We start from the raw sequence: 23,811 nt of genomic DNA, 5'->3' as shown, positions 1-23,811 counted from the left end.
GCGCGCGATTTGGCTCGTGGACCAACCATGCTAGATGACAAGCCAGTGAAGAAATACAAGAAGGGCCGGGACGTCCATGAAGCATATTACCTGCATTGAGGATCTGCGGCAGCTGCACAAGCGCCGCGTGCCGAAGGCATTCTTCGATTATGCGGATCGCGGCTCCTATACCGAAGACACGCTGCGCGCCAACCACGACGATCTCCAGCAGATCAAGTTCCGCCAGCGCATCCTGGTCGACGTCTCGAAGCGAGATCTGTCGACCACGATCCTCGGCGAACCTTCGAAAATGCCGCTGATCCTGGCGCCGGTCGGGCTACTCGGCATGCAGCATGGCGATGGCGAGATTCACGCCTGCCGCGCCGCGCAGGCCGCCGGCATTCCGTTCACCCAGAGCACGATGTCGATCTGCTCGATCGAGGATATCGCGGCCTCCGTCGACAAGCCATTCTGGTTCCAGCTTTACGTGATGAAGGACCGCGGCTTCATCAAATCCCTGATCGAGCGCGCGATCGCCGCCAAATGCAGCGCGCTGGTGTTGACCGTCGACCTGCAGGTGATCGGGCAGCGGCACCAGGACATCAAGAACGGCATGACGGTGCCGCCGGAATGGTCGCTGTCGAAGCTGCTCGACTTCGCGAGCAAACCCTCATGGGTCGCCGGCGTGCTGCGCGGCAAGCGCCGCAGCTTCGGCAACATCGTCGGTCATGTCAAAGGCACCGAGGATCTCACCAAACTGTCGGAATGGACCGCGTCGCAGTTCGACACCTCGCTGAACTGGAAGGATATCGACTGGATCCGCAGCATCTGGCCGGGCAAGCTGATCCTGAAAGGCATTCTGGACGTCGAGGACGCCGAGGAAGCCGCCAAGACCGGCGCGCAGGCGCTGGTGGTTTCCAACCATGGCGGCCGCCAGCTCGACGGCGCGCCGTCGTCGATCGAGGCGCTGCCTGAAATCGTCGACGCGGTCGGCTCCAAGATCGAGATCATGTTCGACGGCGGCATCCGCACCGGCATGGATGTGATGCGCGCGCTGGCGCTCGGCGCGAAGTCCTGCATGATCGGCCGCGCCTATGCCTACGGGCTCGGCGCCGCCGGCGAGGCCGGCGTCGCCAAGGCGATCGACCTGCTCGCCAAGGAGCTCACCACGACCATGGGCCTGTGCGGCGTCAACACCATCGCCGAGATCGACGATCGGGTGATTGCGGTTTAGTCACACATCAATGGTGGTCCCGGCCTTGAGCCGGGACCCCCCGGTGTAACAACAAACATCGGTGGTTATGGGTCCCCGCTTTTGCGGGGACGACGCGTTGAGAGAGTTTGGCAGCCTCACATCGGCGGCGTGATCCCGTCGCGGCCGACATTGACGCGGTTGGCTTCGAGCACGCCGTCGTCCTTTTTCACCGCACCGAAGATGATGATCTTGGCGCCGGGCTTCAGCTCGGACTTGTCGCCGGCGACGAAGGTGACGATCGGCGTATCCGGCGGCACCACGACCTTCTTCTCGCCGTCCTTGTATTTGACCAAAATGTTCTGGCCGTCGGTGCCCTTGACCGTCTGGGCGACGGTGGCGTTGGTCATGGTGCTGCCCGGGCGCTGATCCCAGGGCCGGAAGCCTTCGGCGGCGCCGCGCTGATTCTCGGGGAAGATATGAACAGCGACCGCCTTCTGGGTGCCGTCGGGCTCCGGCATCGCGGTGACGCCGATATAGGAACCCTCCTTGATTTCCGACAGCGCGGTCTTGGCGACGCCGAACACCGCGACATTGTCGGTCATGCGGACCTTCATGTCGGTGCCTTCGCGCGACTTGATTGACAGCATGGCGCCATCGACGGCCTCGATGGTGCCGCGAATGCGAACCGGCGGCGGTTGTTGCGCCCAGGCCGCCGTTCCCAACAGAACAGCAGATATCAGCGACGCCGCGAGCACGCGCGGCAGCAGCGAAGAAATCGTCGACATGGTGTTTTCCTCCCAAGGCGGTTTCAGCGATCCATCCCCCGCAAACACCGGGAGCGAGTACCTATTCCCGTGCGGCTCTCGTCATTCCGGGATGGTCCGAAGGACCAGACCCGGAATCCCGATCCGGGCTCGTGCTAGCGCACGCCCCGGAATGACACTTTGCGTCACATCGGCGGCGTCAGCCCGTCGCGACCGACGCTGACGCGGTTGGTCTCGAACGAGCCGTCCGGCAGCTTTTTCATGAACGCGATCACCTTGGCGCCGGCCTTGAGGTCGGATTTGTCGGCGGGGACATAGGTCACGACCGGCGTTTCGGCCGACACCAGAACTTTCTTCTCGCCGTCCTTGTATTTGATCAACAGCGTGTGACCGTCATTGCCGACCACGGACTGATCCACCGTCGCATTTGTCATGGTGCTGTTGGGACGCAGATCGTAGGGCCGCGAGCCCTCGCCGGTGCCGCGCATGGCTTCCGGGAACACATGCACCTCGACCGCGTTCTGGCTGCCGTCCGGTCCGGGCACCGTGGTGGTGCCGATGAAGGAGCCGACCTTGATATCGGACAGCGAAATTTTGGTGATCCCCACCACCTGCACGTCGCTGGTCATGTGCAGCTTGACGTCCTCGCCGCTGCGCGACTTGACCGACAGCACGGCGCCGTCGACGCCTTCGATGGTGCCTCGAACCCGCGACGGCGTCGGCGGCTGCTGGGCGATCGCATAAAGCGTCGAGGCGGCGACCATTGCGACGGCGACGAGCGGGCGAATGAGGGTGGAACGATGGGAAGGCATACGATTCTCCGGGGGCGGGGCACGGGGCATATTGACCTAACACTGGACCCCAGCATCGCAATGATATTCCCGCTCAAAAGAGCGCGATCAGCAAGAGCGGGAACCGGTTTTGGGTCGAATCGCGCGGCACTTACCAATTAAGAGAAGGCGTGATCGTTTCACCGCTTCACACACCGGCGGATCACGCGTGCGTGAGATCAGCCTCGATCAGCGCACGAAGTTCTGATGTGACCTGCGGCCGCTGCCCGAACCACAATTCGAACCCGCGCACCGCCTGGTGCAGCAGCATGCCGAGCCCGTCGGCGGTCCTCAATCCCCGCGCCCGCGATGCTGCCAGCAACGGCGTTTCCAGCGGCACATAGACGAGATCGGCGACGACGGCTTCCGCCGGCATCAGGCCGACATTCAATTCGAGCGCGGGCTGGCCGTGCATCCCGAGCGACGTCGTATTGACCAAAAGCCCCGCGCGCGGCAGCAAATCGCCGATCGCTTCCCACGCGACCGGCAACACGCGCGGGCCGAATTGCTCGGCCAGCGCGCCGGCGCGCTCCAGGGTGCGGTTAGCCAGATGCACGCGCTGGATGCCGCGCTCGATCAGCCCGAATACGACCGCGCGCGCCGCGCCGCCGGCGCCCAGCACCAGCGCATCCGTCGCCTTGTCCCAGCCGGGCGTGCCGGCATCGAGATTGTTGATAAAGCCTTCGACGTCGGTGTTGGTCGAACACAATTCGCCGTCCTGGAACCACAGCGTGTTGGCGGCGCCGACGGCGCGGGCGCGCGCGTCCGGCTTGGACAGCGCCAGCGCCCGCTCCTTGTGCGGAATGGTGACATTGGCGCCGACAAAGCCGCGGAGCGAAAGCCGAAAGACAAAATCCCCGAACTCGTCGGGCGGCACCGCTTCGATGACGTAGCCGCCCTCGATGCCGAGCGTTCGCAGCCAGTAATGATGGATCAGCGGCGAGCGCGAATGCGCCGCCGGCCAGCCGATCAGACATGCGGCGCGGGGTCTTGTTCCTGATGTCATGGCTGTCCAATCGGGCAAGCGGCGTTCGCTGTCAATGCTATCGCGCCGTCGCGGCGACGATCCCGCTCAGCGCCAGCGCGATGGCGGCGGCAAACCAGATCGCGGCGAGATTGATCCAGTGATAGGCGAGCGCGCCGCACAGAGCCCCCGTCACCAGCGCCGCCCACAGTAACAGGTTCGGCGCCCAGGCCCAGCGCGCGCCGCCGGTCAGCGCCGCCGCTACCAGCTGGCCGACCTTGACCAGCGCGCCGGTAACATAAGTGAGGCCGAGCCCGGCGCCGCCATCGATCTGGAACACCGCGTTCTCAAGCCCCATCGCCAGCACGATGGTGGCAACGGCGACATTCGGCAGACCGAACGTGTAGGCGAGCGCGGCGCCAGCAAGCAACAACGCCTCCGTCAGCAGCACCAAGGGCTGGCGATGGGCGCCGCGGCCGAGCACGATCAGGCTGCCGGCGGCAGCGCCGATCACGAACAGCGCGATCAGCCCGAGCGCCACGGCCGCGTTCAGCCAGTGCCCTTCGGCCAGGCTGACGCCCATCCGCGTCGAGTTGCCGCTCATGAAGGAAACGAACAGGCCGCCGAGATGCAGGAAGCCGATGGCATCGACATAGCCGGCCAGCGCGCTCAGCGCACAGGCGAGCGCGACGTTGCGGCGGGAATCAAGCACGGTGGTCTTGCGCACCAATCGTCGCGCGCAAGCTAGCGTTGGCTTTGGCCGTCTGTATTGCCAATGATCATGCCCCCGCTTCCAGGGTCATGATCTCTGCAACATTTACGCCGCGACCCGGTGCGCGGCGATGATCTGGTCGGCGGCGCGGCCGGTGACTTCGGCCATGCGGTCGAAAGCCCGCGTAAAGCCGCCGGCGCCGGCGGTGGCCGAGCGCAGCTCCACGATCAGATCGCCGATCTCCGCCTCCGGCATGGTGGCGCGGACGCAATCCCATCCGGGCCAGCCCTCGCGGGTATCGAAGCCGAGGATCTGGCCGCGCCGTGCCGACAGGATGGCGTTGATCTTCGCGGTGGCATCGGTCGGACAGACGATCTCAACCTGGTGGATCGGCTCCAGCAGCACTGGCTGGCACTGCGGCAGCGCCTCGCTCATGCCGATCCGCGCCGCGGTGCGGAACGCGAGATCGGAGGAGTCGACGCTGTGGTAGGAGCCGTCGGTCAAGGTGACGTGAAGGTCGATGACGGGGAAACCGAGCGGCCCGCGCGCGAGACCGTCGACCACGCCCTCTTCGACCGCGCCGATATAGTTGCGCGGCACCGCACCGCCGACCACCTTTTCGTGGAATTCGAAACCGGTGCCGCGCGGCATCGGCTTGATCTCCAGCACCACGTCGCCGAACTGGCCATGGCCGCCGGACTGCTTCTTGTGCCGGCCGCGCTGGGTGATCGCCTTGCGGATCGTCTCCTGATAGCCGATCGCGGGCGGCTGCGATTTGACGTTGACGCCGAAGCGGTCCTTGAGGCGCTCCAGCGCGACGCGCAGATGCATCTCGCCCTGCCCCCACAGCACGATGTCGTGGGTGCGCGGGTTCTGGATCATGGTCAGCGACGGATCCTCCTCGTTCAGCCGCTGCAGCGCCTGGCCGAGCTTGACGTCGTCCTTGCGATCGGTCGCCGAAAGCGAAATCGCCAGCACCGGCGGCGTCGGTTCGAGCGTCACCAGCGCCGGCGGCGCGGTCTTGCCGCTCGACAGCGTATCGCCGGTCTTGACGCCATCGAGCTTGCCGAGCGCAACGGTTTCGCCGGCCTCCGCCGCGGCGCGTTTGGTATCGTGTGCGCCGTTGACCGCCAGGATACCCGATACCCGCCCGGCTTCGCCCGACGAGGATTGCAGCGTCGCGCCGTCATCGAGATGGCCGGCCAGCAGCCGCGTCAGCGACAGCTTGCCGCCGTGCTGCAGGTGCACGGTCTTGAGCACATAGGCCAGCGCATCCTTTTGCGAGGTGGCGCCGAGACGCTTTGCGGTCTCGGCAATGCCGGGCGCTTCATGCCGCAGAGCCTTCATCAGCCGCAGCACGCCGTTCTCGCGGGAGGCGGCGCCGAGCAGCACCGGACAGATCAGCCCCTCGCGCAATTCGCGGGCGAGATCGTCGAACACCGCGTCGCGCGGCGGCTGGATGTCTTCGAGCAATTGCTCCATCAGCGCGTCGTCGTGATCGGCGAGCTTCTCCAGCATCGAGAACCGCGCTTCCTTTTCGCGGTCGAGATTGCCGCCTTCGAGGTCGACCACCTCGGAAGGCTTATGTTCGCGGTAGACAAAGGCGCGCTCCAGCGCGAGATCGACAAAGCCTTCGATCAATTCGCCGTTCCAGATCGGAATTTGGCGCAGCACCAGCGGCACGCGCGACGCCGGCTGCAAGGTCGCGAGCGTCTCGCGGATGCGCTTGTTGGCGCGATCGATCTTGTTCAGGAACAGAAAGCGGGGAATACCGAGATCCTCGAGCTCGCGCAAAATGATCTGCAGTTGCGGCAGCTTCTTTTCATCGGCTTCGCAGACCACGACCGCGGCATCGACCGCCGGGATCGCGGCGCGCATGTCATGCGCGAACTCGATCGAACCGGGACAATCGATAAAGGTATAGTTGTCGCCCATGAAACTCGTGGTGGCGGCGGTGAGGCCGGTGCCCATCTTGTGGTGGCGCGCCTCGGGGCTGGCATCGCCGACGGAGGTTCCGGCATCGACGCTGCCGGCATTACGAATGGCGCCCGTCCGCGCCAAAATTGCTTCTAACAGTGTGGTTTTACCGCTCTGGAAAGGGCCCACCAGCGCAATGCACCGTGGACCTCGGGGACTTCTGACGTCCTGTCCCATTGCCGCCTCCTCATCTGGAGCTCGGCCCTTGATTGGGTCGGCGCACTGATGCTCCGCCCGTCCCGGCGATTTGGCAAGGGAGAAAAATTCGCTGCGGTGCATCCTTAAGGGCTGGCTCCAGGCGCCCCAGCGTCATTGCGAGCGCAGCGAAGCAATCCATCTAACCATGCGAAGAAAGAATGGATTGCTTCGTCGCTTCGCTCCTCGCAATGACGGCGAGGGACAAGATTACCGTCCCGGCCTAAGTTCCAGGCTTTCCAGCCCGGCAGCGACGTTGACGCCGACCTGGCCCTGCAAGCTGAGCGGCTGCAGCGCGATCGAATTGTTGGAACCGCCGACCAGTACATTGCCGCCGACGCCGACGCCGAGCGTCGCGCTGCCCTGTGTGCCGGCATAATCGCCGGTGAGGTCGCCCGGCCCGAGCCGCGCCGCCGGCGCAAACACGCCCCAGGCCAGCGCCGATTCCTGGGTGATGCCGAGATCGAGACCCACTTTACGGATGGTCGCGATATAGCGGTCGTCAGGCACGCCATCGACCCGCAGCACACAACCGAGATTGGTCACGGAACCGACGACGAAACCGACGCTTGCGCCGCCGCGGCACTCCAGAACGCCGACCTGCACGCGTTGCATCGGCGCTTGCGCGTTGGCTCCGGCGATGGATGCGGCCAGCATGGTCAAGCCGGCACTGGCGAGGATGATGAAGCGACGCATGAAGAAATCTCCGGCTGAAAGCTGCGATGCGAGCAAGAGAACAAAAACGGCGCCGTGCCCGCGGCGCTAGCTGTTCTATGCCACAACGGAAGCCCCGGTGCCAGATTTTGGCCATTGCGCAAATAAAAAAGAGGCCCGCTTCCGCGGGCCTTTTTCGTTACCTTATATTTCTTCAGCCGCGATGGTGATGCCGGTGATGATAGTGCCGGCGGCCGCCGCCGAACTGAACCGGCTGCAGCTCAAGGCCGGCGACACCGGCGGCGACGTTCAGCCCGGTCTGCCCCTGCACGCTGATCGGCTGCAGGGCGTAGGCATTGGCCGGACCGCCGACCAGGAAATTACCACCGCCGCCGATGCCGACCGAGGCATTGGCGCCGACGCCGCCATAATTGCCGGCGAGATCGCCGCGCGCGAGCCTGGAGTTCGTCGCATTTACCGCCCAGGTGAATTGGGTCTGCTCGGTAATGCCGAGATCGAGACCGATCCGGCGCACGGTAGCGATATAGGGTTCGGGACGGCGGCCTTCGCTCTGGAACACGCATTCGAGGCTGGTGACCGAGCCGACGACGAAGCCGACATTCTGGCCGCCCTGGCATTGCAGGATGCCGGCGCGCACCGGCGGCATCGCGTTGGCGCTGGCGATCGATGCCGCGAGGGCCGCGATGGCGATACTGAGTGTCGAGAGTCGCATTGGTAGTCTCCGCTTGATGAACTGAAATAGCGGAGCGGACAGGAAGGAAGCGCCGTGTCCAAAACAAGGCGCTTCCAAAAAGATGCCTTCAAAACATCAGGGTTCGACGTGTGATGTGATTTGACACGCCTTTTTTCCGACGCGATTTCTTGGCGCGAACCGGAACCCATCCCGCTATCCAGGTGCGGGACAGGCTTCGCTTGAAAGCGCTCTATCTCAAATTGCCACAAAAGCGCTGGATGCGCTTGCAGGCGTCTTCGAGATCGGAGGTTTTCGTCGCATAGGAAATCCGGAACGCCGGTCCCAGACCGAACGCGGAACCCTGCACCACGGCGACGCCTTCGTTCTCCAGGAGCTCGGTGACGAAATCCTCGTCATTGGCGAGCACCCTGCCGGACGGCGAGGTCTTGCCGATGGTGCCGGCGCAGGACGGATAGACGTAGAACGCGCCTTCGGGCCGCGGGCACTCGATGCCCTTGGCCTGGTTGAGCATCGACACCACGAGGTCGCGGCGTTCCTTGAACACCTTGTTGTGCACCGGGATGAATTCCTGCGGACCGTTGAGCGCTTCGACCGAGGCCCATTGCGCGATCGACGACGGGTTCGAGGTCGATTGCGACTGGATCGTCGCCATCGCCTTGATCAGCTCCGCCGGGCCGCCAGCATAGCCGATGCGCCAGCCGGTCATGCAATAGGCTTTCGAGACGCCGTTCACCGTCAGGGTGCGGTCGTACAGCTTCGGCTCGATCTGCGCCGGCGTCGTGAACACGAAGTCGTCATAGACCAGATGCTCGTACATATCGTCGGTCATCACCCAGACATGCGGATATTTCACCAGCACGTCGGTGATCGCCTTCAGCTCGGCACGCGTATAGGCCGCGCCGGTCGGGTTCGACGGCGAACAGAGAATGATCCACTTGGTCTTCGGCGTGATCGCCTTTTCCAGATCCGCGGGGCTGAGCTTGAAGCCGTGCGCCGCCGTGCAGACGACCGGAACGGTTTCACCGCCGGCGAGCGCTACCATCTCCGGATAGCTCACCCAATAGGGCGCGGGAATGATGACCTCGTCGCCGGGATTGATGGTCGCCATCAGCGCATTGTAGAGCACCTGCTTGCCGCCGGTGCCGACGATGATCTGGTTCGGCTTGTAGGTCAGTCCGTTCTCGCGCTGGAATTTGCCGATGATGGCTTCCTTCAGCTCGGGGATGCCGCCGACATCGGTATACTTGGTCTTGCCGGCCTCGATCGCACGGATCGCCGCCAGCTTGATGTTGCCGGGGGTGTCGAAATCCGGCTCGCCGGCGCCAAGGCCGATGACGTTGCGTCCCGCCGCTTTCAGCGCGCGTGCTTTATCCGTGACCGCGATCGTCGCGGACGGCTTCACACGGTCGAGCGCAGCGGACAGGAAGGGCATCATCATCTCCTGGCAAACGTCGTGAACACGGAAATCCACGACTCTATTTGGATGGGATCGATGCACCCTAAGGCGCTGGACGCTGCATCGCAAGAAGCTTGGCCCGAAACCTCAAAACTTTAGAGATACATCAATGCCGGCCGCCGGATTTGCGCAACATTCGGAAAAATTCCGCGCCGAAATGACTCATTTCTGGCAATGGCTTGCGGCCTCGCCACCAGCCTGATCGACCGAGCGCATCTGCACCGATTGCTCCGAGATGTGCCGCAGGCCGGCTGGCCCGGACCGGCCGCGCGACTGCAGCCCGGGCCCCGCACGCGGCGCCCGAACCGGGCCGGGCACGATAGGAAAAGATCCAGCCGGACGTCCGCTCGGCGACGATGATCGCGTTGCGATCGTATTCGCGCGCGGGCCGGACCGGACCAAGACTTCCGCGACAAGGCTTCCGCGACAAGACTTTCGCGACAAGACTTTCGCGATTCCGAATCGGCCAGCCGGCACGGTTCGTTGCAGCGCGTCGGCGCCGAGAGTCGCGCAAGCGTGATCTGATTTGTTTTGGTGTGTTAGTGGAATCATTCTGCGCGCGTGCAGTGCGGTAGAGGTTTTCGACTTTTTCCATTGCGAACCTCTTGCGACGCACCCGCATCGGCATCATTGTTTAGCTGCGTTGCGACGCGACAAGATGAATCCTTGGCAATCCCTGCGCTGCGTGCAATGCGCTCGATCGATCGAATGAAATCCGAACAGATGTACACGCTCTATTCGATGCAGCGCTCCGGTAACAGCTACAAGGTCCGCCTTGCGCTGGCGCTGCTCAACGTGCCGTATCATGCGATCGAGATCGACATCCTGCGCGGCGAAAGCCGCACGCCGGATTTTCTGGCGAAGAACCCGAGCGGACAGGTGCCGCTATTGGAAGTCGCCGAAGGACGCTACCTCGCCGAGTCCAACGCCATCCTCTGGTACGTCTGTGGCGGCACGCCGCTGGCGCCGGAATCGCGGGTCGAACGCGCCGAAGCGCTGCAGTGGATGTTCTTCGAACAGCACGCGCTGGAGCCCAACATCGGCGCGGCCTATTTCTGGCTGTCGCTGGTCAAGGGCGGCCGCGACCTGCAGACCCACGCGCTGGAAGACTGGATGGAGCGCGGCTATGCGGCGCTGCAGGTGATGGAAAACCACCTCAAGACCCATCAATATTTTGCCGCGGACCAGCTCACCGTCGCCGATATCGCGCTGTACGGCTACACCCACGTCGCCGACCGCTGCGACTACGATCTGGCGACCTTCCCGGCGATCCGCGCCTGGCTGCGGCGGGTCGAGCAGACCCCCGGTTTCGTGTCGATGGACTGGAGCCCGGAGGCCGAGATCGACGATCCCGCCCGCCTTGCCGCCGGGGCTTGATCGTCCGGCGGCCGTTCGGCCGAAAACGCCATAGACGTTAACAATGGCGGAACCAACGTTAACCTTTGCGGCGATTTGGCCATTTTCCGGGCGGGAGCCGCCGCAATGTTGCCCGCGAGGATTGCGAGATTGCCTGACGTCGCGGGTGATTCGTCCGCGTCCTGAAGGATTCGGACCATGATAAGGTCGCCCGGCACGGCCGGCTTCGAAAGCCGCCTTGCGCCTGTCGCCTCTTCCCGATTGACCAACGCCATTGCCGCCTCGCTGGCGATCGGTGCGCTGTCGCTGTGCCTCGCGGTCGTAATGACCGTGCTCTCGATCAAGGTCAGCATGGCGATGCCGATTTCGATGTGATCCCGGCGCTTTTCCGTTTGTACCTTTGGCACGGCACTACGCGATGATCGGCATCGCGATCGGTCCATGATGAAAACACCTGTCGGACTAGTGACCGTCGGGCTGACGTTGGCGATCCTGCTGGCGGCATCGCTGCTGATCGCCACCGGCACGCATGGCGAAAGCCGCGATCCAGCGGCGCAGGTTCTGTGGCCGGCCGCGAAGTGACGCGCCAGCAACGCATCAGCGACGATCGCCGCTTCAACTCCATTTGTGGAAGATCAAAAACGCCCCGACGGCGATGAAGCCAAAGCCGAGCGCGTGGTTCCAGCCCAGCGGCTCCTTCAGATACAACACCGAAAAGCAAGCGAACACGACCAGCGTGATCACCTCCTGCATGGTCTTGAGCTGCGCTGCCGAATAGACCGCGCTGCCCCAGCGGTTGGCCGGCACCGCCAGCCAGTATTCGAACAACGCAATTCCCCAGCTCACCATGATGACGAGCGGCAGCGGGCTTTGCTTGAATTTCAGATGACCGTACCAGGCGAAGGTCATGAAGACGTTGGAAGCAAACAGCATCAGGATCGGCAGGATCGACGGTGAAATGGTGGGCATCAATATCCTCTTGGCTCGGTCACGCGCGCTAACGATCAGGCATGGAACCCTGTTCCACCGGCGCGTTCCATTATCATTTCATTTAAAAACCGCGAAAGTTTTGCCTGACCGGTCAACCACCGCTTCAGGATGCGACCTCAAAAAGCCGCAGCCCCTGGAAATATCTAGGGAAATATCCGGCAAACTGCCCGCCTCATTCCGGGAGACGACGAGGATGGGCATGCAGTTCGACTGGCGTGCAATCTCCGGTCCAATTTTGACGACGGCGACGGCGTTGACCGCCTTCTTTGTCGATCGTCATGTCGTTGCCGTGCCCAATCCGGCTCCATTGTTCGTCTGCATCGTCGCCTTCGCAAGCTCCGTCAGCGGCATCGCCTCCGGCCTGGTCAGCGCCGCGATCGCGGTGGCTTCCTCGGCGCTGTTCTTTCTCAATCACCGCGCGCTGCCCGGCTACGACATGTCGGACATGGCGCGGATGATGATGCTGGCGGCGACGGCCGCCGGCACGGCTGCGATCACCGGCCTGTTGCGGCAAAAATGGATCGAGGCGTTCGCAGCCGAACAGGCACACCACGCCACCTCGATGCGGCTGGCGGCCGCGCTCGACGAGGTCGACATCGGCATCGTGCTGCTGGATTCCGATACCCGCGCCGAATTCATCAACCGGGCCTTCCGCGACTATTTCGCGCTGTCCGACGCGCAGGCCGACTCCAAGCCGCCGTTCATCGCGCTGATGTATCACGGCCGCGACACCGGCGCCTACGAACTGCCCGAGGACGAATTGAGCGCCTTCATCGCGCGGCGGACCGAGATGATGCGATCGGGCGATTCCACCCCGATCAACATCAATCTCGCCGACGGACAGGTGCTGCGCTTCAGCTGCACGGCATTGCCGGACGGCGGGCGCATGCTGAGCTATACGCCCGTCACCGATCTCGTCCGTCATACCGACGATCCCGCGCAAGCCGACTATCTGCGGTCGCTGCGCCGCGGCAGCGCGCGCAGCCTCGCCCGGCACTTGCGCGCTGCGGAATAAGCGCGCCGCGCAAGCTGCATCCCGCACGATTGATCGGGCTCACGCCTGCCTATAGTAAAGGCCGGCGCCATATTCGCGCGCTACCTTCCTTGGAAATGCAGGAATACTCATGTCCAGCGATGTCACCGTTCGCTTCGTCACCCGGCAGGACTACGAGCAATGGCTGCCGCTGTGGGACGGCTACAACGCATTTTACAAACGATCGGGACCGACCGCGCTGGCGGGCGAAATCACCGCGATGACGTGGGCGCGCTTCTTCGACGCGTACGAGCCGGTGCACGCGCTGGTGGCCGAGAGCGGTGGTGAACTGCTCGGGCTGACGCATTACCTGTTTCACCGCTCGACCACGGCGATCGAGCCGACCTGCTATTTGCAGGATCTGTTCACCAGCGAGGCCGCGCGCGGCAAGGGCGTCGGCCGCGCCCTCATCAATGGCGTCTACGAGCAGGCGACGCGCGCCGGATCGTCCCGCGTATACTGGCAGACGCACGAAACCAATCACACCGCGCAGTTGCTCTACGACAAGGTAGCGGAAAAATCCGGCTTCATCGTCTATCGCAAGATTTTCTGACGGCGTTCCCCGGACGCTGCGCAGCGCGTGAGCGGTGCGCTGCTGATCCGGGGTCCATCTATCGTCTGGTGTGATCGGTCCCGGCTCTGCGGAGCAGCGTGAAGAACGCTGCACCGCGTCCGGGACACGGCCCACTTCGCAGCCCGCCTGTGGATAAGTCCAGTTGTCACGGCCGCGTAATAAAGCGCGGCTAGGTTGCGCCTCGCGTATGATCAGGCCCCCCGTCTCAGATCACGCGCCCCAAGCGGCCCCCGTCAGTCGCCGCGTCTGACCGGGGCCGCATCTTTTTGCGCTACACTCACAAGCAATTGACGGCTGCGGGCGACCGGCCTGAGGCCCCACGGTATGACCGCACCTTGCAGCGCCAAGGCGCGGGCGCCACACTATGATCCTGTCCCCTGCCCCTCTCTTGCCCACACCCTACTGGATCATCCATGCAAATTCGCAATCTCGGCGGCTCCGGCCTGCGTGTTTCCGCCGTCGGCCTCGGCTGCAATAATTTCGGCCAGCGCACCGATCTCGAAACCTCGCGCAAGGTGATCCACAGGGCAATCGACCTCGGCATCACGCTGTTCGACACCGCCGACATCTATGCCGGTATGGGCGGCTCCGAGACCGTGCTCGGCGCCGTGCTCGGCGATCGCCGCAAGGACATCGTGCTGGCGACCAAATATTCCAAGCCGATGAGCAAGGACGGCACCAGGCAGGGCGCCTCGCGCCGCTACATCATGTCCGCGGTCGAGGCCAGCCTGACGCGGCTGAAGACCGATTACATCGATCTCTACCAGCAGCACGATTACGATTCCTTGACGCCGATCGAGGAAAGCCTGCGCGCGCTCGACGATCTGGTCCGCCAGGGCAAGGTCCGCTACATCGGTAATTCGAATTTTCCGGCGTGGCGGATCGCCGAGGCCGAGCACGTCGCGCGCGCGATGAATGTCGGCCGCTTCGTTTCCTGCCAGGACGAATACAGCCTCGTGGTGCGCGGCATCGAGAAGGATCTGTTGCCGGCGGCACAGCAATACAATCTCGGCCTGCTGCCGTTCTTCCCGCTGGCCTCCGGCCTGTTGACCGGCAAATACCAGCGCGGCGCCGCCGCGCCGGAAGATACGCGGTTCGGCAAGGCGCCCGCGCTCAGGGATCGCTACGTGACGCCGCGCAACGAGGACATCGTCGAGAAGCTGCAGGCCTTTGCCAAGGCACGCGGCCACAGCATGCTCGAACTCGCCTTCTCCTGGCTGGCGTCGCGCCCGCCGGTCTCGAGCGTGATCGCCGGCGCCACCCGCATCGAACAGGTCGAGCAGAACGTGAAAGCGATCGACTGGGCGTTGAGCGCGGAGGAGATCGCCGAGATCGACGGGATCACGAAGTAAGTAAGTTCGTCATTCCGGGGCGTCCGAAGGGCGAACCCGGAATCTCGAGATTCCGGGTTCGCATCTTCGATGCGCCCCGGAATGACGGCCTTATGCCACCAATCCCTTCATCGGCTTCACCGGCGCGCTGTCGGGAAAAACCTGCTCGGCCAGCACGCGTTCGCCAAGGCCGAACTGGTCGTGCAGCACGCCTTTCATGACCGCGCGCAAATCGGCGGTCGGCGCGAGGTCGCGGCCCTGATAGAGATTGGCGAGCTTCAGCCCCGGCCAATCCGCGATCATCCTTCCGCCTTTCACCGCGCCGCCCGCGAGCAGCGCGATGGTGCCGGTGCCGTGATCGGTGCCTTCGGTGCCGTTGATGCGCGCGGTGCGGCCGAATTCGGTGGCGACCACGATCACGGTGTCGCGCCAGCGCTCGCCGAGCCCGCTTTCGAATTCCGCCAGCGCGCCGTCGAGCCCGGACAAGAGCTGAGCGAGCCGGCCGACCGGGCCGCCTTCATTGGCATGGGTGTCCCAGCCGTCGAAGGCGAGCGCGCCGATCCGCGGACCGTCATCGGCCGCCATCAGTTTGGCCGCGCCGCGCGCTACCAGCCGCATCGCGGCCACGCCGTTGGTGCCGGGTTTCGGCTTCATGTCGTCGCCCTGGGCTGCCTTGTCGAGCTGCAGGCCCTGGGTCAGCGCCGTGGCCAGCGCGGGATCGCGGTGTTGATAGAGTTCGGCAAGCCGCATCGCGGTGTCGTCGGCGGCCTGCGGCAGCGCGACCGGCGCCCAGCCGACGGTGGGTGCCGAGCCGCGCAGCACCAGCGGCGTGGTCGGACCGACCGCGAGCGCACGCATCACCCGGTCGCCCCTCGGCAAGTTTTCCAGCGCACGGTTGAGCCAGCCGGACTGCACCCGGCCCGGCCCGGCAAAGCCGCTTTCGAGCACATCCTGGCCGTCGAAATGCGAGCGGTCGCGATAGGAGGTCGCGACCGCATGGATCACCGCGGCCTTCTTCTCGCGGTACATCCGCGCGAACGCCGGCATCGCCGGATGCAGTGCGAAGAACGAATCCAGCATCACCGCCGCATTCAGCCCATCGGTCCGCAGCGCTATCGAACCATGCAGGCCGGCATAATCAGGGTCGCCGATCGGAGCCACGGTGGCGAGCCCGTCGAGCGCGCCGCGCAGGATCACGACGACCAGCCGCGGATCGCGGCCGTCGGCGGCGCGCGCGAATTTCGGCAAATAGGCCCAGGCCGCAAAGGAAGCGCCGCCGAGCAGCAGCGCGCGGCGTGACGTGGCCGATGCCATCGGGCTTTCGCAGCAATCCATCGTCATCTCCTCTGGAATTCCGGCGACATCAGCAGCAGCGCCAGCGCCTGCTGCCGCGACTCCGCGCGCTCGATGGTCCGCCGCGTTTCCGGCGAGGCGGCGTCCGCCGCGACCAGTTCGAGCAGATCGCGCGGATCGATCCGGTCGGCGAGGTTCGAGGCGATCTGCGCAGAAATATCGAGACGCAGCTTGATGCCTTCGGGCGCGGCCCAGGCCGCGTTGGTGTCGGGAAACCCGTTTGGCCCGGCGGGCGACCATAATGGCTGGCCCAGCACGTTGAGGCCGTTGAGATAGCGGCCGGCATCTTCCGGATTGCGCGCCAGCAGCCGGCCGCTGGCGACCAGGAATTCGTAAGGCGAGCGCAGCTTGGTCAGCGGCGCCTGCCAGGCCTCATCGGAATCCACAAGCCCCGTCGCCAACGCCTTGAGGTCGCCGTCGCTTTTGGTGAACACATCCTGCAGCCGCGCCACCAGCGAAGGCGGCGGCTCGTCGGCTGTGAAGTGACGGGCGAATTTAGTGGCGACGAACTTTGCGGTGGAGGGATGGCGCGCGATATCCGCCAGCACCGCCTCGCCCTGCGCCACGCCATTGGCCTCGTAGATTTTTCCCATCACCCGTTGCGCGCCGGGCTGGTGCGCATTGGCGTTGAACACGAAGGTGCCGGGCGTGCCGAGCTGGCCTTGCCGTCCGGCATAGGTCCAGCCGGTGATGATGCGCGCCAGCGACGTGACGTCGTCCTGCGAATAGCCGCCGCCGACGCCGAGCGTATGTAGCTCCATGATCTCGCGCGCGAGATTTTCGTTCAGGCCGCGGTTGCGGTTGACCCCGGCGCGCGAATCCGGACCGAGCGATTGCTGGTTGTCGAGGAAGAACAGCATCGCCGGATGCTGCTCGACCGCCTGCAGCATGTCGACGAAGCGCCCGAGCACATGCGGCCGGATCGCCTCGCGTTCGAACGAGCCCGCCCACATCCGCGCCAGCGGGCCCTTGTTGGCGGAGATGCAGAAATGATTGGACCAGAACACCACCAGCCGCTCGGCGAATCCGCAATCGGCGATCGTCGCGCGCTGCAGCCGCGCCAGCGCCTCGGCGCGAAACGTCTTCTGGATGATGTTGAGCGGCTGCGGCGGCGGTTTTGCCGCGGCAGGCTGCATCGTCTCGGCCGGCGCCATCGTGGCACTGGCGCTGCCGTTCTCGGCGGTCTGCATTGCCATTTCTTTGGCAGATTCTTTAGCCGGTTCTTTGGCCGTGATGTCCTTGGCGATGCTGGAGAGCGAAAGGTTTCGCCGCTGCACGCGCGCATCCGGCGATGCTTGCTGTGGCGGGCCTTCGGTCGCGGTTGCCGGCGCGCCCGACTTCGACGCCGCGTCGCGGGCCTGCTTGATCTCGAACTGATAGTCGAACACCGCCTTGCCCAGCGCTGGGGTCGACGATAGGCCGGGCACTTCGAGCAGCACGCCGTTGGGGCGGGAGAGTTCGGCCTTGACGAAGCCGCGCGGATCGGAGGCGGCGTTGACGAAATCGCCCGACGCGCCGCCGCGGGCACCGAAACCGAAGCGATTGAGCGCAACGAGCGCGGCTTGCGAATCGCGGGCCATCGGATTTCCCTTGAACCATTCCCGGGCGTATATTGACGCGCAGTATAACGCGCTTCGAAATGAACCTGAGATTAATTCCGCAGCGGGACGCGGCCCAGATTCATGACAAATCGGTTAGAAAATTCGCCCTCGCGCCGCCTCGCCTGCGCCGGCTGCGGCACCGAATTCACCTGCAACCCGTCGGGTCCGTGCTGGTGCGCGGAGGAGACCTTTCTGCTGCCGATGCCGTTCGACGGCAGCGACTGCCTGTGCGCGGATTGCCTGCGCCAGAAGGCGAAGCAGGCGGCAGAAGCGGCTTCGACGTGACCGGCCGATGGAACATCCGTGCCGTCCTGCTCGACATGGACGGCACCCTGCTCGACACCGAAAAAGTCTATTTCGAAAGCCTGATCGCGGCGCTGAATACCTGCGGCTTCACCGATGACGTCGCTCCGCTGTGCCGCGCCATGGTCGGACTTCCCGGCCCCGACTGCGAACGCCTGTTGATCGATCGTTACGGCGACGACTTTCCGCTCGCCGAAATCACCAAAGCCTTCGTCGCCAGGCGGGATGAATTCATCGGCGCCGGCCTGCCGCTCAAGCATGGCAAGATCGAGCTGCTCGATGCGCTGCAGGCGATCGAATGTCCTTTTGCGATCGTAACTTCGTCGTCGCGACGCACCGCCCACGAGCACCTGACGCTTGCCGGAATCCGGTCGCGCTTCGACACCATCCTGACCCGTGACGACGTCACGCGCGGCAAGCCAAGCCCCGATCTGTATCTGCTGGCGGCGGCACGACTTGGCGTGAAGCCGGAACTTTGCGTCGCCGTGGAAGATTCCAATCACGGCGTGACCGCCGCGCACGCCGCCGGCGCCATCACCATCATGGTGCCCGACATGGTGCCGCCGACCGAGGAGTCGCGGGCGCGATGCGTTGCAGTGCTGTCCGATCTCAACGCGGTGCGGGCGATGCTGCTTGACCGCGGCGGGCTTGCGCGGCGCGCGTAACGGCCGTCATTGCGAGGAGCGAAGCGACGAAGCAATCCATTCTTTCTTTACGCTGTGAGATGGATTGCTTCGCTTCGCTCGCAATGACGTGGAGCGCGCTGGACGGCTGTCAACTCCCGGCGCGGCGCCGTGTCCGCATGGCGGCACTGGTCAATGAAGCGGCGGCCTCGCCGGCGGTCTCGATGTAGGAGGGATCGCGATGCAGGAGAACGACGGCGAAGGAACCATCCAGCAGCAGCAATATCTGCCGCGCGAGCCTGGACGCCTGCGCGATCCCCTCCGCCTCGAAGGTGACGCGCAGCCAGCTTTCGAATTTCTTCTTGTGCGCGGCGCCGATCTTGATCGCGGGGTGGCCGGGCATGTTGGCAAGCTCGGCTGAGGTGCGCAGAAAGCCGCAGCCTTTCCATTTCGGATGCCGGGCGGAGCGGGCCAGATTCTTGAAGATGGCCTCGATCCTGGCCGGCAAGCCGCCACGGCTCTCGGCGAACCAGCGCTGGAACAGCGCCAGATTGGGCTGGTCCCGGCCACCGAGATAGGCCGCGATCAAATCGTCCTTGCTGTCGAAATGATAATACAGCGTGCGCTTGGTGACGCCGGCGGCAGCCGCCACCGCGTCGACGCTCACGCTCTTGATGCCCTCGCTGTAGAACAGCTTGCTCGCCGCCGCGATGATGCGTTGACGTGTATCGGTTTCGGATCGAGCCATGCCGGGTATGTATACCAACCAGTGAATATACACAACATCCGGCGCATCGTACGGTGGCTTCCAATCGAACCAGGGAGACCACCACCATGTCCGACGCCGTGCTGCTCGACACCAAGGACGGGATCGCGCTCGTCACGCTGAACCGGCCGGAAAAACTCAATGCGCTCAATTACGAACTGATCGACCGGCTGATGGCGCTGCTGGACATCATCGAGGTCGCGTCCGAGGTGCGCGGCATCATCCTCACCGGCGCCGGCGACCGGGCGTTTTCCGCCGGGGCCGACATATCAGAATTTTCGGCAAGCCTGCGCCGGGGGACCAATACCGCGATCCGGGACTTTGTCCGGCGCGGGCAAGCCATGACGGCGCGGCTCGAAGCCTTCAGGAAGCCGGTGATCGCGGCGGTCAACGGCATCGCATTCGGCGGCGGATGCGAGATCACCGAGGCGGTCCATCTCGCCATCGCCAGCGACAAGGCACGGTTTGCGAAGCCGGAAATCAATCTCGGCATGCCGCCGACCTTTGGCGGCACCCAGCGGCTGCCGCGTCTGGCCGGACGCAAGCGCGCGCTGGAACTGCTGCTGACCGGCGAGCCCTTCCCGCCGGCGCGGGCGCTGGAGATCGGGCTCGTCAACAGCGTCGTGCCGCACGACGAACTGCTGCCGGCGGCGCGCGAACTGGCGGGGCGTATCATGCGACATTCGCCGCTCGCGGTCGGCAGCATCATCACCGCCGTCACGCGCGGCCTGAACATGGGCATCGCCGAAGGGCTTCTGGTCGAGAGCGAACAATTCGCCGCGATGGTGCCGACGCGCGATCTCGCCGAGGGGCTTGAGACGTGGGCCGCGCGTCCGCGGTAGGAAGGTGCCGGAGGAGAGTGCTAAACCGCATACCCCGGCGATTTCCGCGCCATGCCGTCGAACGCATCGAGCAGCCGTTCACGCCATGCATAAACCGGATCGTCCTCGGCGAGCAGCTTGAACGGACTGACCACGCGCGCCCACTGGAACGGGCCGAACACGATATAGTCGGCATAATTCGGCGCCGCGCCGCCGAGATAGTTTTGCGTCCGCAGCGTCAGCCGCAATGGATCGAGCGATTTGCGAAAACCCTCAACCGTTTTGTCGCGGCCGGCTGTGACTTCTTCCAGCGGCTTGCCGAAACGGGCCTCGCGGGTCTTGCGGAAATAGGCGGCGTCGACCGGCTTCAGATGCGCGGGGATGTCGGCGACGATCAACGGAAACATGCCGCCCATCACGGTGACGTCGCCCCACCAGTTCAGCATCCGCGCCATGGCGCGGCCGCCCTCGCCGCCGAACAGCGACGGCCGGTCCGGATAAGTGTCTTCGAGATAATTGGCGATCACCCAGGAATCGACGATCGGCTTATCGCCGTCGAGCAGCACCGGCACCTTTTCGGATTGATGCGGGGCGATCGCGGCCTTGTCGGTAAAACACCACGGGATCGTTTCCGCCGACAACCCCTTATGCGCCAGCGCCATCCGCGTCCGCCAGCAAAACGGACTGAACGGACGGGCGTCGTCACTGCCGACGAGTTCGTAGAGTTTGAGGGGCATCGATTAATCCTCGCGCGGGCGTCGGACAAGAACCGTCATTGCGAGGAGCGCTTGCGACGAAGCAATCCATTCTTTCTTTGTGCCGCTCTATGGATTGCTTCGCTGCGCTCGCAATGACGTTGATAGAGTGGTGCCGATGTCCTACCGCACCACCGCTGCGGTTTGCCCGAACAAGAGCTTGCGCTCTTCCTCGGTGCGGATCGCGGGCTGGCCGAAATTCGGATTGACCTCCTTGGCGAGGGCGTAAGCGCGCATCGTGGCCGGCCGCTCGCGGATGGTCTCGAGCCAGCGCTTCAGATGCGGAAAATCGTCGATGTTCTGCTCCTGGTTCTTGTAAGGCACGATCCAGGGATAGCTTGCCATGTCTGCGATCGAATATTCGCCGGCGATGAATTCGCGATCGGAAAGCCGCTTGTTGAGCACGCCGTAGAGCCGGTTGGTCTCGTTCACATAGCGGTCGATGGCGTATTTGATCTTTTCCACGGCGTAATTTCGGAAGTGATGGTTCTGGCCGGCCATCGGCCCGAGCCCGCCCATCTGCCAGAACGTCCACTGGATCGCGTCGTAGCGGCCGTAGAAATCAGCGGGCAGGAACTTGCCGGTCTTCTCGGCGAGATACAGCAGCATCGCGCCGGATTCGAAGATCGAGATCGGCTTGGCCCCGCCCTTCGGCTCGTGATCGACCATCGCCGGGATCCGGTTGTTCGGCGCGATCGCCAGAAACTCCGGCTTGAACTGATCGCCCTTGCCGATGTTGACCGGGAAGATTTTGTAACGGAGGCCGGCCTCTTCGAGGAACATCGTTATCTTGTGACCGTTCGGCGTGGTCCAGTAATGGAGGTCGATCATGGGACGATCCTGGGCTGATGAAACCGTGCATCGCAAAAGTGGATGCCGATGCATGAATGTGGTCGGATCGTGCGCTCAAGTCAATGGTATTGGCATGACGCGCGCGAAAGTGATGGGCGGCCTCGCGCGTCCGCCATATTGAGCTGATGCACGATTGGACCTAAGCTCACCGGCCTGATTGCGGATTTCACGACTGAAATTATCGGGGTAGTCAAATGACCAGGGATCTGGCGCGCCGGGATTTTCTGAAAGCTTCAGCTGCATTCGCCGGCGCCGCCGCCGCGAACGCGTTTTCATGCGTCGAGATCGCCAGCGCCGCGCCGATCGAGGTGCCGACGGTCGACAAGCTCTCGATCCGCGTGCTGGTCGACAGCAGTTTCGATCAGTTCTTCCGCCCCAAGCAGGCCAACGGCGTGTCGATCGTGCCGATGGCGCGCGGCGCCGATTTCCGCAAGACCCTGCATAATGAATGGGGATTGTCGCTGTGGCTGGAATCGCAGGCCGCGGGCGCCCAGCGCACCCTGATGCTGGATTACGGCTATACGCCCGACGTCCTCATCAACAACATGGAGCTGGTCGGCGTCGACCCGTCGAAACTCGATGCGCTGATCGTCAGCCACGGCCATTACGATCATTTCGGCGGCTTGCTCGGCTTCCTCGACAAATTCCGCGACAAGCTGCCCGCCGACGTCAAGCTCTATGCCGGCGGCGAGGACAATTTCTGTCATCGCGTCAATCCGACGGCGACCAAGGGCCAGTTCTCTGATTTCGGCGCGCTCGATCGCCGCCAGCTCGCCGCGCAGAAAGTCACGACTGTATTGTGCGAAACGCCGACCGTGATCGCCGGCCATGCGTTCACGACAGGCAAGATCACGCGGCGCAGCATGGAGCGCATCCTGCCGCAGACCTGGGTCGAATTCGGCATCAAAGATGGGCTGGGCTGCAATGCCGGCCACTATCTGCCGGCCGAGATGGAAGGCAAGATCGTGCCCGACGAGCACATCCACGAGCACGCGACCTGCTTCAACGTCAGGGATATGGGCCTGGTCGTGATCAGTTCCTGCGGCCATGTCGGCATCGTCAATTCGGTCAAGCAGGCGCAGGAAGTCTCGGGCATTCAGAAAGTTCACGCCATCGTCGGCGGCTTCCATCTCGGACCGGCGCCGGCGGATTACCTCAAGGAGGTCGTCGCCGAGGTCAGGAAACTCGATCCCGACGTGGTGATTCCGATGCATTGCAGCGGATTGAATTTCGTCCAGGAGGCCACCGCGCAGATGGGCGACAAGGTGCTGGTCACCACCACCGGCAGCCGCCTCACCTTCGGCATATGACGTTTCGCGCCGCCTGCCGGGTCGGCGTCAGCCTGTGGCTGATGTTGGCGCCGGCTTGCGCCGGCGACGCACCGGCGCGGTCGGCTGCGGAAATCATGGACATCCTGATGTGGAATCGGGAGCTGGTCGGCGGGCCGTTCGAGCTCACCGACCAGACCGGCCATACCCGCACCGAGCGCGACTTTCGCGGCAAGCTGATGCTGGTCTATTTCGGCTTCACCTATTGTCCCGATATCTGCCCGACCGACCTGCAAGCGATCGGCCTCGCGCTGGACAAGCTGGGCAGCAACGCCGCCAGCGTGCAGCCGCTGTTCATCACCGTCGACCCCGAGCGCGACACGGCGGAGCATCTGGCGCAATATGTGCCGATGTTTCACCCGCGCCTGATCGGCTTGACCGGCAGCCCCGAGGCGATCCGCAGGGCCGCCGACGCCTACAAGGTCTATTACGCAAAAGTCCCCCTCGGCAAAGCGGCCGACGACTACACCGTCGATCACACCGCCTTCATCTATCTGATGGACCGCGACGGCAATTATCTCGGCTTCTTCCCGCCCGGCACCACCGCCGACCGCATGGCGGAAATCATCCGGCCGCGGCTTGGTGAACCGGCAAGATAGCGCGCCTGACGATGTCCTTCCCTCGTCCGCTTCAACCCCAACGGCGGACATCTCGCACCATGGCCGCCTCGCCCAAGATGAATTG

General features: G+C 64.2%; 27 protein-coding genes. 12 read left to right on the top strand and 15 right to left on the bottom strand.

The window, feature by feature from the left end; genetic code table 11:
- Nucleotides 1-76: 76 nt before the first annotated feature.
- Nucleotides 77-1,213 (top strand): alpha-hydroxy acid oxidase, encoded by a 1,137-nt coding sequence (locus tag NL528_RS10750; protein WP_309182660.1) that lies wholly within the window; start codon nt 77-79, stop codon nt 1,211-1,213.
- A 116-nt stretch (nt 1,214-1,329) separates the two neighbouring features.
- Here the strand turns inward: NL528_RS10750 and NL528_RS10745 are convergent, their stop codons facing one another.
- The 9 genes from NL528_RS10745 to NL528_RS10705 all read right to left on the bottom strand — a co-directional run bounded on the left by NL528_RS10745 (nt 1,330) and on the right by NL528_RS10705 (nt 10,036).
- Nucleotides 1,330-1,959 carry a hypothetical protein gene (locus NL528_RS10745; protein WP_309182659.1) on the bottom strand — a complete coding sequence of 210 codons (630 nt, stop codon included), beginning with the start codon at nt 1,957-1,959 and terminating at the stop codon, nt 1,330-1,332.
- A gap of 164 nt (nt 1,960-2,123) precedes the next feature.
- A complete protein-coding gene (locus NL528_RS10740; protein WP_309182658.1) occupies nt 2,124-2,750 on the bottom strand; it encodes a hypothetical protein in 627 nt (208 codons plus the stop codon).
- Between the two features lie 181 nt (nt 2,751-2,931).
- Nucleotides 2,932-3,774 (bottom strand): shikimate dehydrogenase, encoded by an 843-nt coding sequence (locus NL528_RS10735; RefSeq protein ID WP_309182657.1) that lies wholly within the window; start codon nt 3,772-3,774, stop codon nt 2,932-2,934.
- Nucleotides 3,775-3,811: 37 nt separating this feature from the next.
- On the bottom strand, nt 3,812-4,444 hold the full coding sequence (locus tag NL528_RS10730) for a YoaK family protein (RefSeq protein ID WP_309184858.1): 633 nt from the start codon (nt 4,442-4,444) through the stop codon (nt 3,812-3,814).
- Nucleotides 4,445-4,549: 105 nt separating this feature from the next.
- Entirely contained in the window at nt 4,550-6,598 is a 2,049-nt protein-coding gene (locus tag NL528_RS10725; RefSeq protein WP_309182656.1) for an elongation factor G, read from the bottom strand.
- Between the two features lie 228 nt (nt 6,599-6,826).
- Nucleotides 6,827-7,312: a DUF992 domain-containing protein gene (locus NL528_RS10720; RefSeq protein ID WP_309182655.1), complete on the bottom strand. Its 486-nt coding sequence runs from the start codon at nt 7,310-7,312 to the stop codon at nt 6,827-6,829.
- 172 nt (nt 7,313-7,484) lie between these two features.
- Nucleotides 7,485-8,003, bottom strand: a complete 519-nt coding sequence (locus NL528_RS10715; protein ID WP_309182654.1) for a DUF992 domain-containing protein — start codon at nt 8,001-8,003, stop codon at nt 7,485-7,487.
- A gap of 211 nt (nt 8,004-8,214) precedes the next feature.
- Entirely contained in the window at nt 8,215-9,417 is a 1,203-nt protein-coding gene (locus NL528_RS10710) for a pyridoxal phosphate-dependent aminotransferase (RefSeq protein WP_309182653.1), read from the bottom strand.
- A 130-nt stretch (nt 9,418-9,547) separates the two neighbouring features.
- The gene (locus NL528_RS10705) at nt 9,548-10,036 is read right to left on the bottom strand and encodes a hypothetical protein (protein ID WP_309182652.1); all 489 of its coding nucleotides are present in this window, start codon (nt 10,034-10,036) and stop codon (nt 9,548-9,550) included.
- 128 nt (nt 10,037-10,164) lie between these two features.
- Here NL528_RS10705 and NL528_RS10700 point away from each other — a divergent pair, with 128 nt between their 5' ends.
- The 3 genes from NL528_RS10700 (at nt 10,165) to NL528_RS10690 (ending at nt 11,379) form a co-directional block, all read left to right on the top strand.
- Nucleotides 10,165-10,818 (top strand): glutathione S-transferase family protein, encoded by a 654-nt coding sequence (locus NL528_RS10700; protein ID WP_309184857.1) that lies wholly within the window; start codon nt 10,165-10,167, stop codon nt 10,816-10,818.
- A gap of 177 nt (nt 10,819-10,995) precedes the next feature.
- Nucleotides 10,996-11,172 carry a hypothetical protein gene (locus NL528_RS10695; protein WP_309182651.1) on the top strand — a complete coding sequence of 59 codons (177 nt, stop codon included), beginning with the start codon at nt 10,996-10,998 and terminating at the stop codon, nt 11,170-11,172.
- A gap of 66 nt (nt 11,173-11,238) precedes the next feature.
- Nucleotides 11,239-11,379: a hypothetical protein gene (locus NL528_RS10690; RefSeq protein ID WP_309182650.1), complete on the top strand. Its 141-nt coding sequence runs from the start codon at nt 11,239-11,241 to the stop codon at nt 11,377-11,379.
- A gap of 33 nt (nt 11,380-11,412) precedes the next feature.
- On the opposite strand, the gene NL528_RS10685 is transcribed toward NL528_RS10690, so the two are convergent.
- Nucleotides 11,413-11,766, bottom strand: coding sequence for a DMT family protein (locus NL528_RS10685; RefSeq protein ID WP_309182649.1), 354 nt, complete (start codon nt 11,764-11,766; stop codon nt 11,413-11,415).
- A gap of 220 nt (nt 11,767-11,986) precedes the next feature.
- Here NL528_RS10685 and NL528_RS10680 point away from each other — a divergent pair, with 220 nt between their 5' ends.
- The 3 genes from NL528_RS10680 to NL528_RS10670 all read left to right on the top strand — a co-directional run bounded on the left by NL528_RS10680 (nt 11,987) and on the right by NL528_RS10670 (nt 14,746).
- The gene (locus NL528_RS10680; RefSeq protein ID WP_309184856.1) at nt 11,987-12,802 is read left to right on the top strand and encodes a PAS-domain containing protein; all 816 of its coding nucleotides are present in this window, start codon (nt 11,987-11,989) and stop codon (nt 12,800-12,802) included.
- 109 nt (nt 12,803-12,911) lie between these two features.
- The gene (locus NL528_RS10675) at nt 12,912-13,373 is read left to right on the top strand and encodes a GNAT family N-acetyltransferase (RefSeq protein WP_309182648.1); all 462 of its coding nucleotides are present in this window, start codon (nt 12,912-12,914) and stop codon (nt 13,371-13,373) included.
- A gap of 434 nt (nt 13,374-13,807) precedes the next feature.
- On the top strand, nt 13,808-14,746 hold the full coding sequence (locus NL528_RS10670; RefSeq protein WP_309182647.1) for an aldo/keto reductase: 939 nt from the start codon (nt 13,808-13,810) through the stop codon (nt 14,744-14,746).
- Nucleotides 14,747-14,836: 90 nt separating this feature from the next.
- Here the strand turns inward: NL528_RS10670 and NL528_RS10665 are convergent, their stop codons facing one another.
- Nucleotides 14,837-16,066: a DUF1501 domain-containing protein gene (locus NL528_RS10665; protein WP_309182646.1), complete on the bottom strand. Its 1,230-nt coding sequence runs from the start codon at nt 16,064-16,066 to the stop codon at nt 14,837-14,839.
- Nucleotides 16,063-17,658: a DUF1800 family protein gene (locus tag NL528_RS10660; RefSeq protein ID WP_309182645.1), complete on the bottom strand. Its 1,596-nt coding sequence runs from the start codon at nt 17,656-17,658 to the stop codon at nt 16,063-16,065. The genes NL528_RS10665 and NL528_RS10660 overlap by 4 nt, the downstream gene beginning before the upstream one ends.
- 102 nt (nt 17,659-17,760) lie before the next feature.
- On the opposite strand from NL528_RS10660, the gene NL528_RS10655 reads away from it, so the two are divergent.
- Together NL528_RS10655 and NL528_RS10650 are read left to right on the top strand one after the other, a co-directional pair.
- Complete coding sequence (locus tag NL528_RS10655; RefSeq protein ID WP_309182644.1) at nt 17,761-17,964, top strand: hypothetical protein; 204 nt, start codon at nt 17,761-17,763, stop codon at nt 17,962-17,964.
- Nucleotides 17,961-18,647, top strand: a complete 687-nt coding sequence (locus tag NL528_RS10650; RefSeq protein WP_309182643.1) for an HAD family phosphatase — start codon at nt 17,961-17,963, stop codon at nt 18,645-18,647. The genes NL528_RS10655 and NL528_RS10650 overlap by 4 nt, the downstream gene beginning before the upstream one ends.
- 109 nt (nt 18,648-18,756) lie before the next feature.
- On the opposite strand, the gene NL528_RS10645 is transcribed toward NL528_RS10650, so the two are convergent.
- Nucleotides 18,757-19,353: a TetR/AcrR family transcriptional regulator gene (locus NL528_RS10645; protein ID WP_309182642.1), complete on the bottom strand. Its 597-nt coding sequence runs from the start codon at nt 19,351-19,353 to the stop codon at nt 18,757-18,759.
- An 86-nt stretch (nt 19,354-19,439) separates the two neighbouring features.
- Between NL528_RS10645 and NL528_RS10640 the strand changes: the two genes are divergently transcribed.
- Complete coding sequence (locus NL528_RS10640) at nt 19,440-20,213, top strand: crotonase/enoyl-CoA hydratase family protein (RefSeq protein WP_309182641.1); 774 nt, start codon at nt 19,440-19,442, stop codon at nt 20,211-20,213.
- Nucleotides 20,214-20,233: 20 nt separating this feature from the next.
- On the opposite strand, the gene NL528_RS10635 is transcribed toward NL528_RS10640, so the two are convergent.
- Nucleotides 20,234-20,929 carry a glutathione S-transferase family protein gene (locus NL528_RS10635; protein ID WP_309182640.1) on the bottom strand — a complete coding sequence of 232 codons (696 nt, stop codon included), beginning with the start codon at nt 20,927-20,929 and terminating at the stop codon, nt 20,234-20,236.
- A gap of 141 nt (nt 20,930-21,070) precedes the next feature.
- Nucleotides 21,071-21,778 carry a glutathione binding-like protein gene (locus tag NL528_RS10630; protein WP_309182639.1) on the bottom strand — a complete coding sequence of 236 codons (708 nt, stop codon included), beginning with the start codon at nt 21,776-21,778 and terminating at the stop codon, nt 21,071-21,073.
- Between the two features lie 215 nt (nt 21,779-21,993).
- Here NL528_RS10630 and NL528_RS10625 point away from each other — a divergent pair, with 215 nt between their 5' ends.
- Both NL528_RS10625 and NL528_RS10620 read left to right on the top strand, forming a co-directional pair.
- Nucleotides 21,994-23,109: an MBL fold metallo-hydrolase gene (locus tag NL528_RS10625; RefSeq protein ID WP_309182638.1), complete on the top strand. Its 1,116-nt coding sequence runs from the start codon at nt 21,994-21,996 to the stop codon at nt 23,107-23,109.
- A complete protein-coding gene (locus NL528_RS10620; protein ID WP_375144001.1) occupies nt 23,106-23,726 on the top strand; it encodes an SCO family protein in 621 nt (206 codons plus the stop codon). The genes NL528_RS10625 and NL528_RS10620 overlap by 4 nt, the downstream gene beginning before the upstream one ends.
- Nucleotides 23,727-23,811 lie beyond the last annotated feature (85 nt).

The sequence above is a fragment of the Bradyrhizobium sp. Ash2021 genome, from assembly GCF_031202265.1.
Lineage (GTDB): Bacteria > Pseudomonadota > Alphaproteobacteria > Rhizobiales > Xanthobacteraceae > Bradyrhizobium.
Note: the sequence above shows the minus strand (reverse complement) of the source record. Positions and strands in the feature narration are given on the sequence as shown.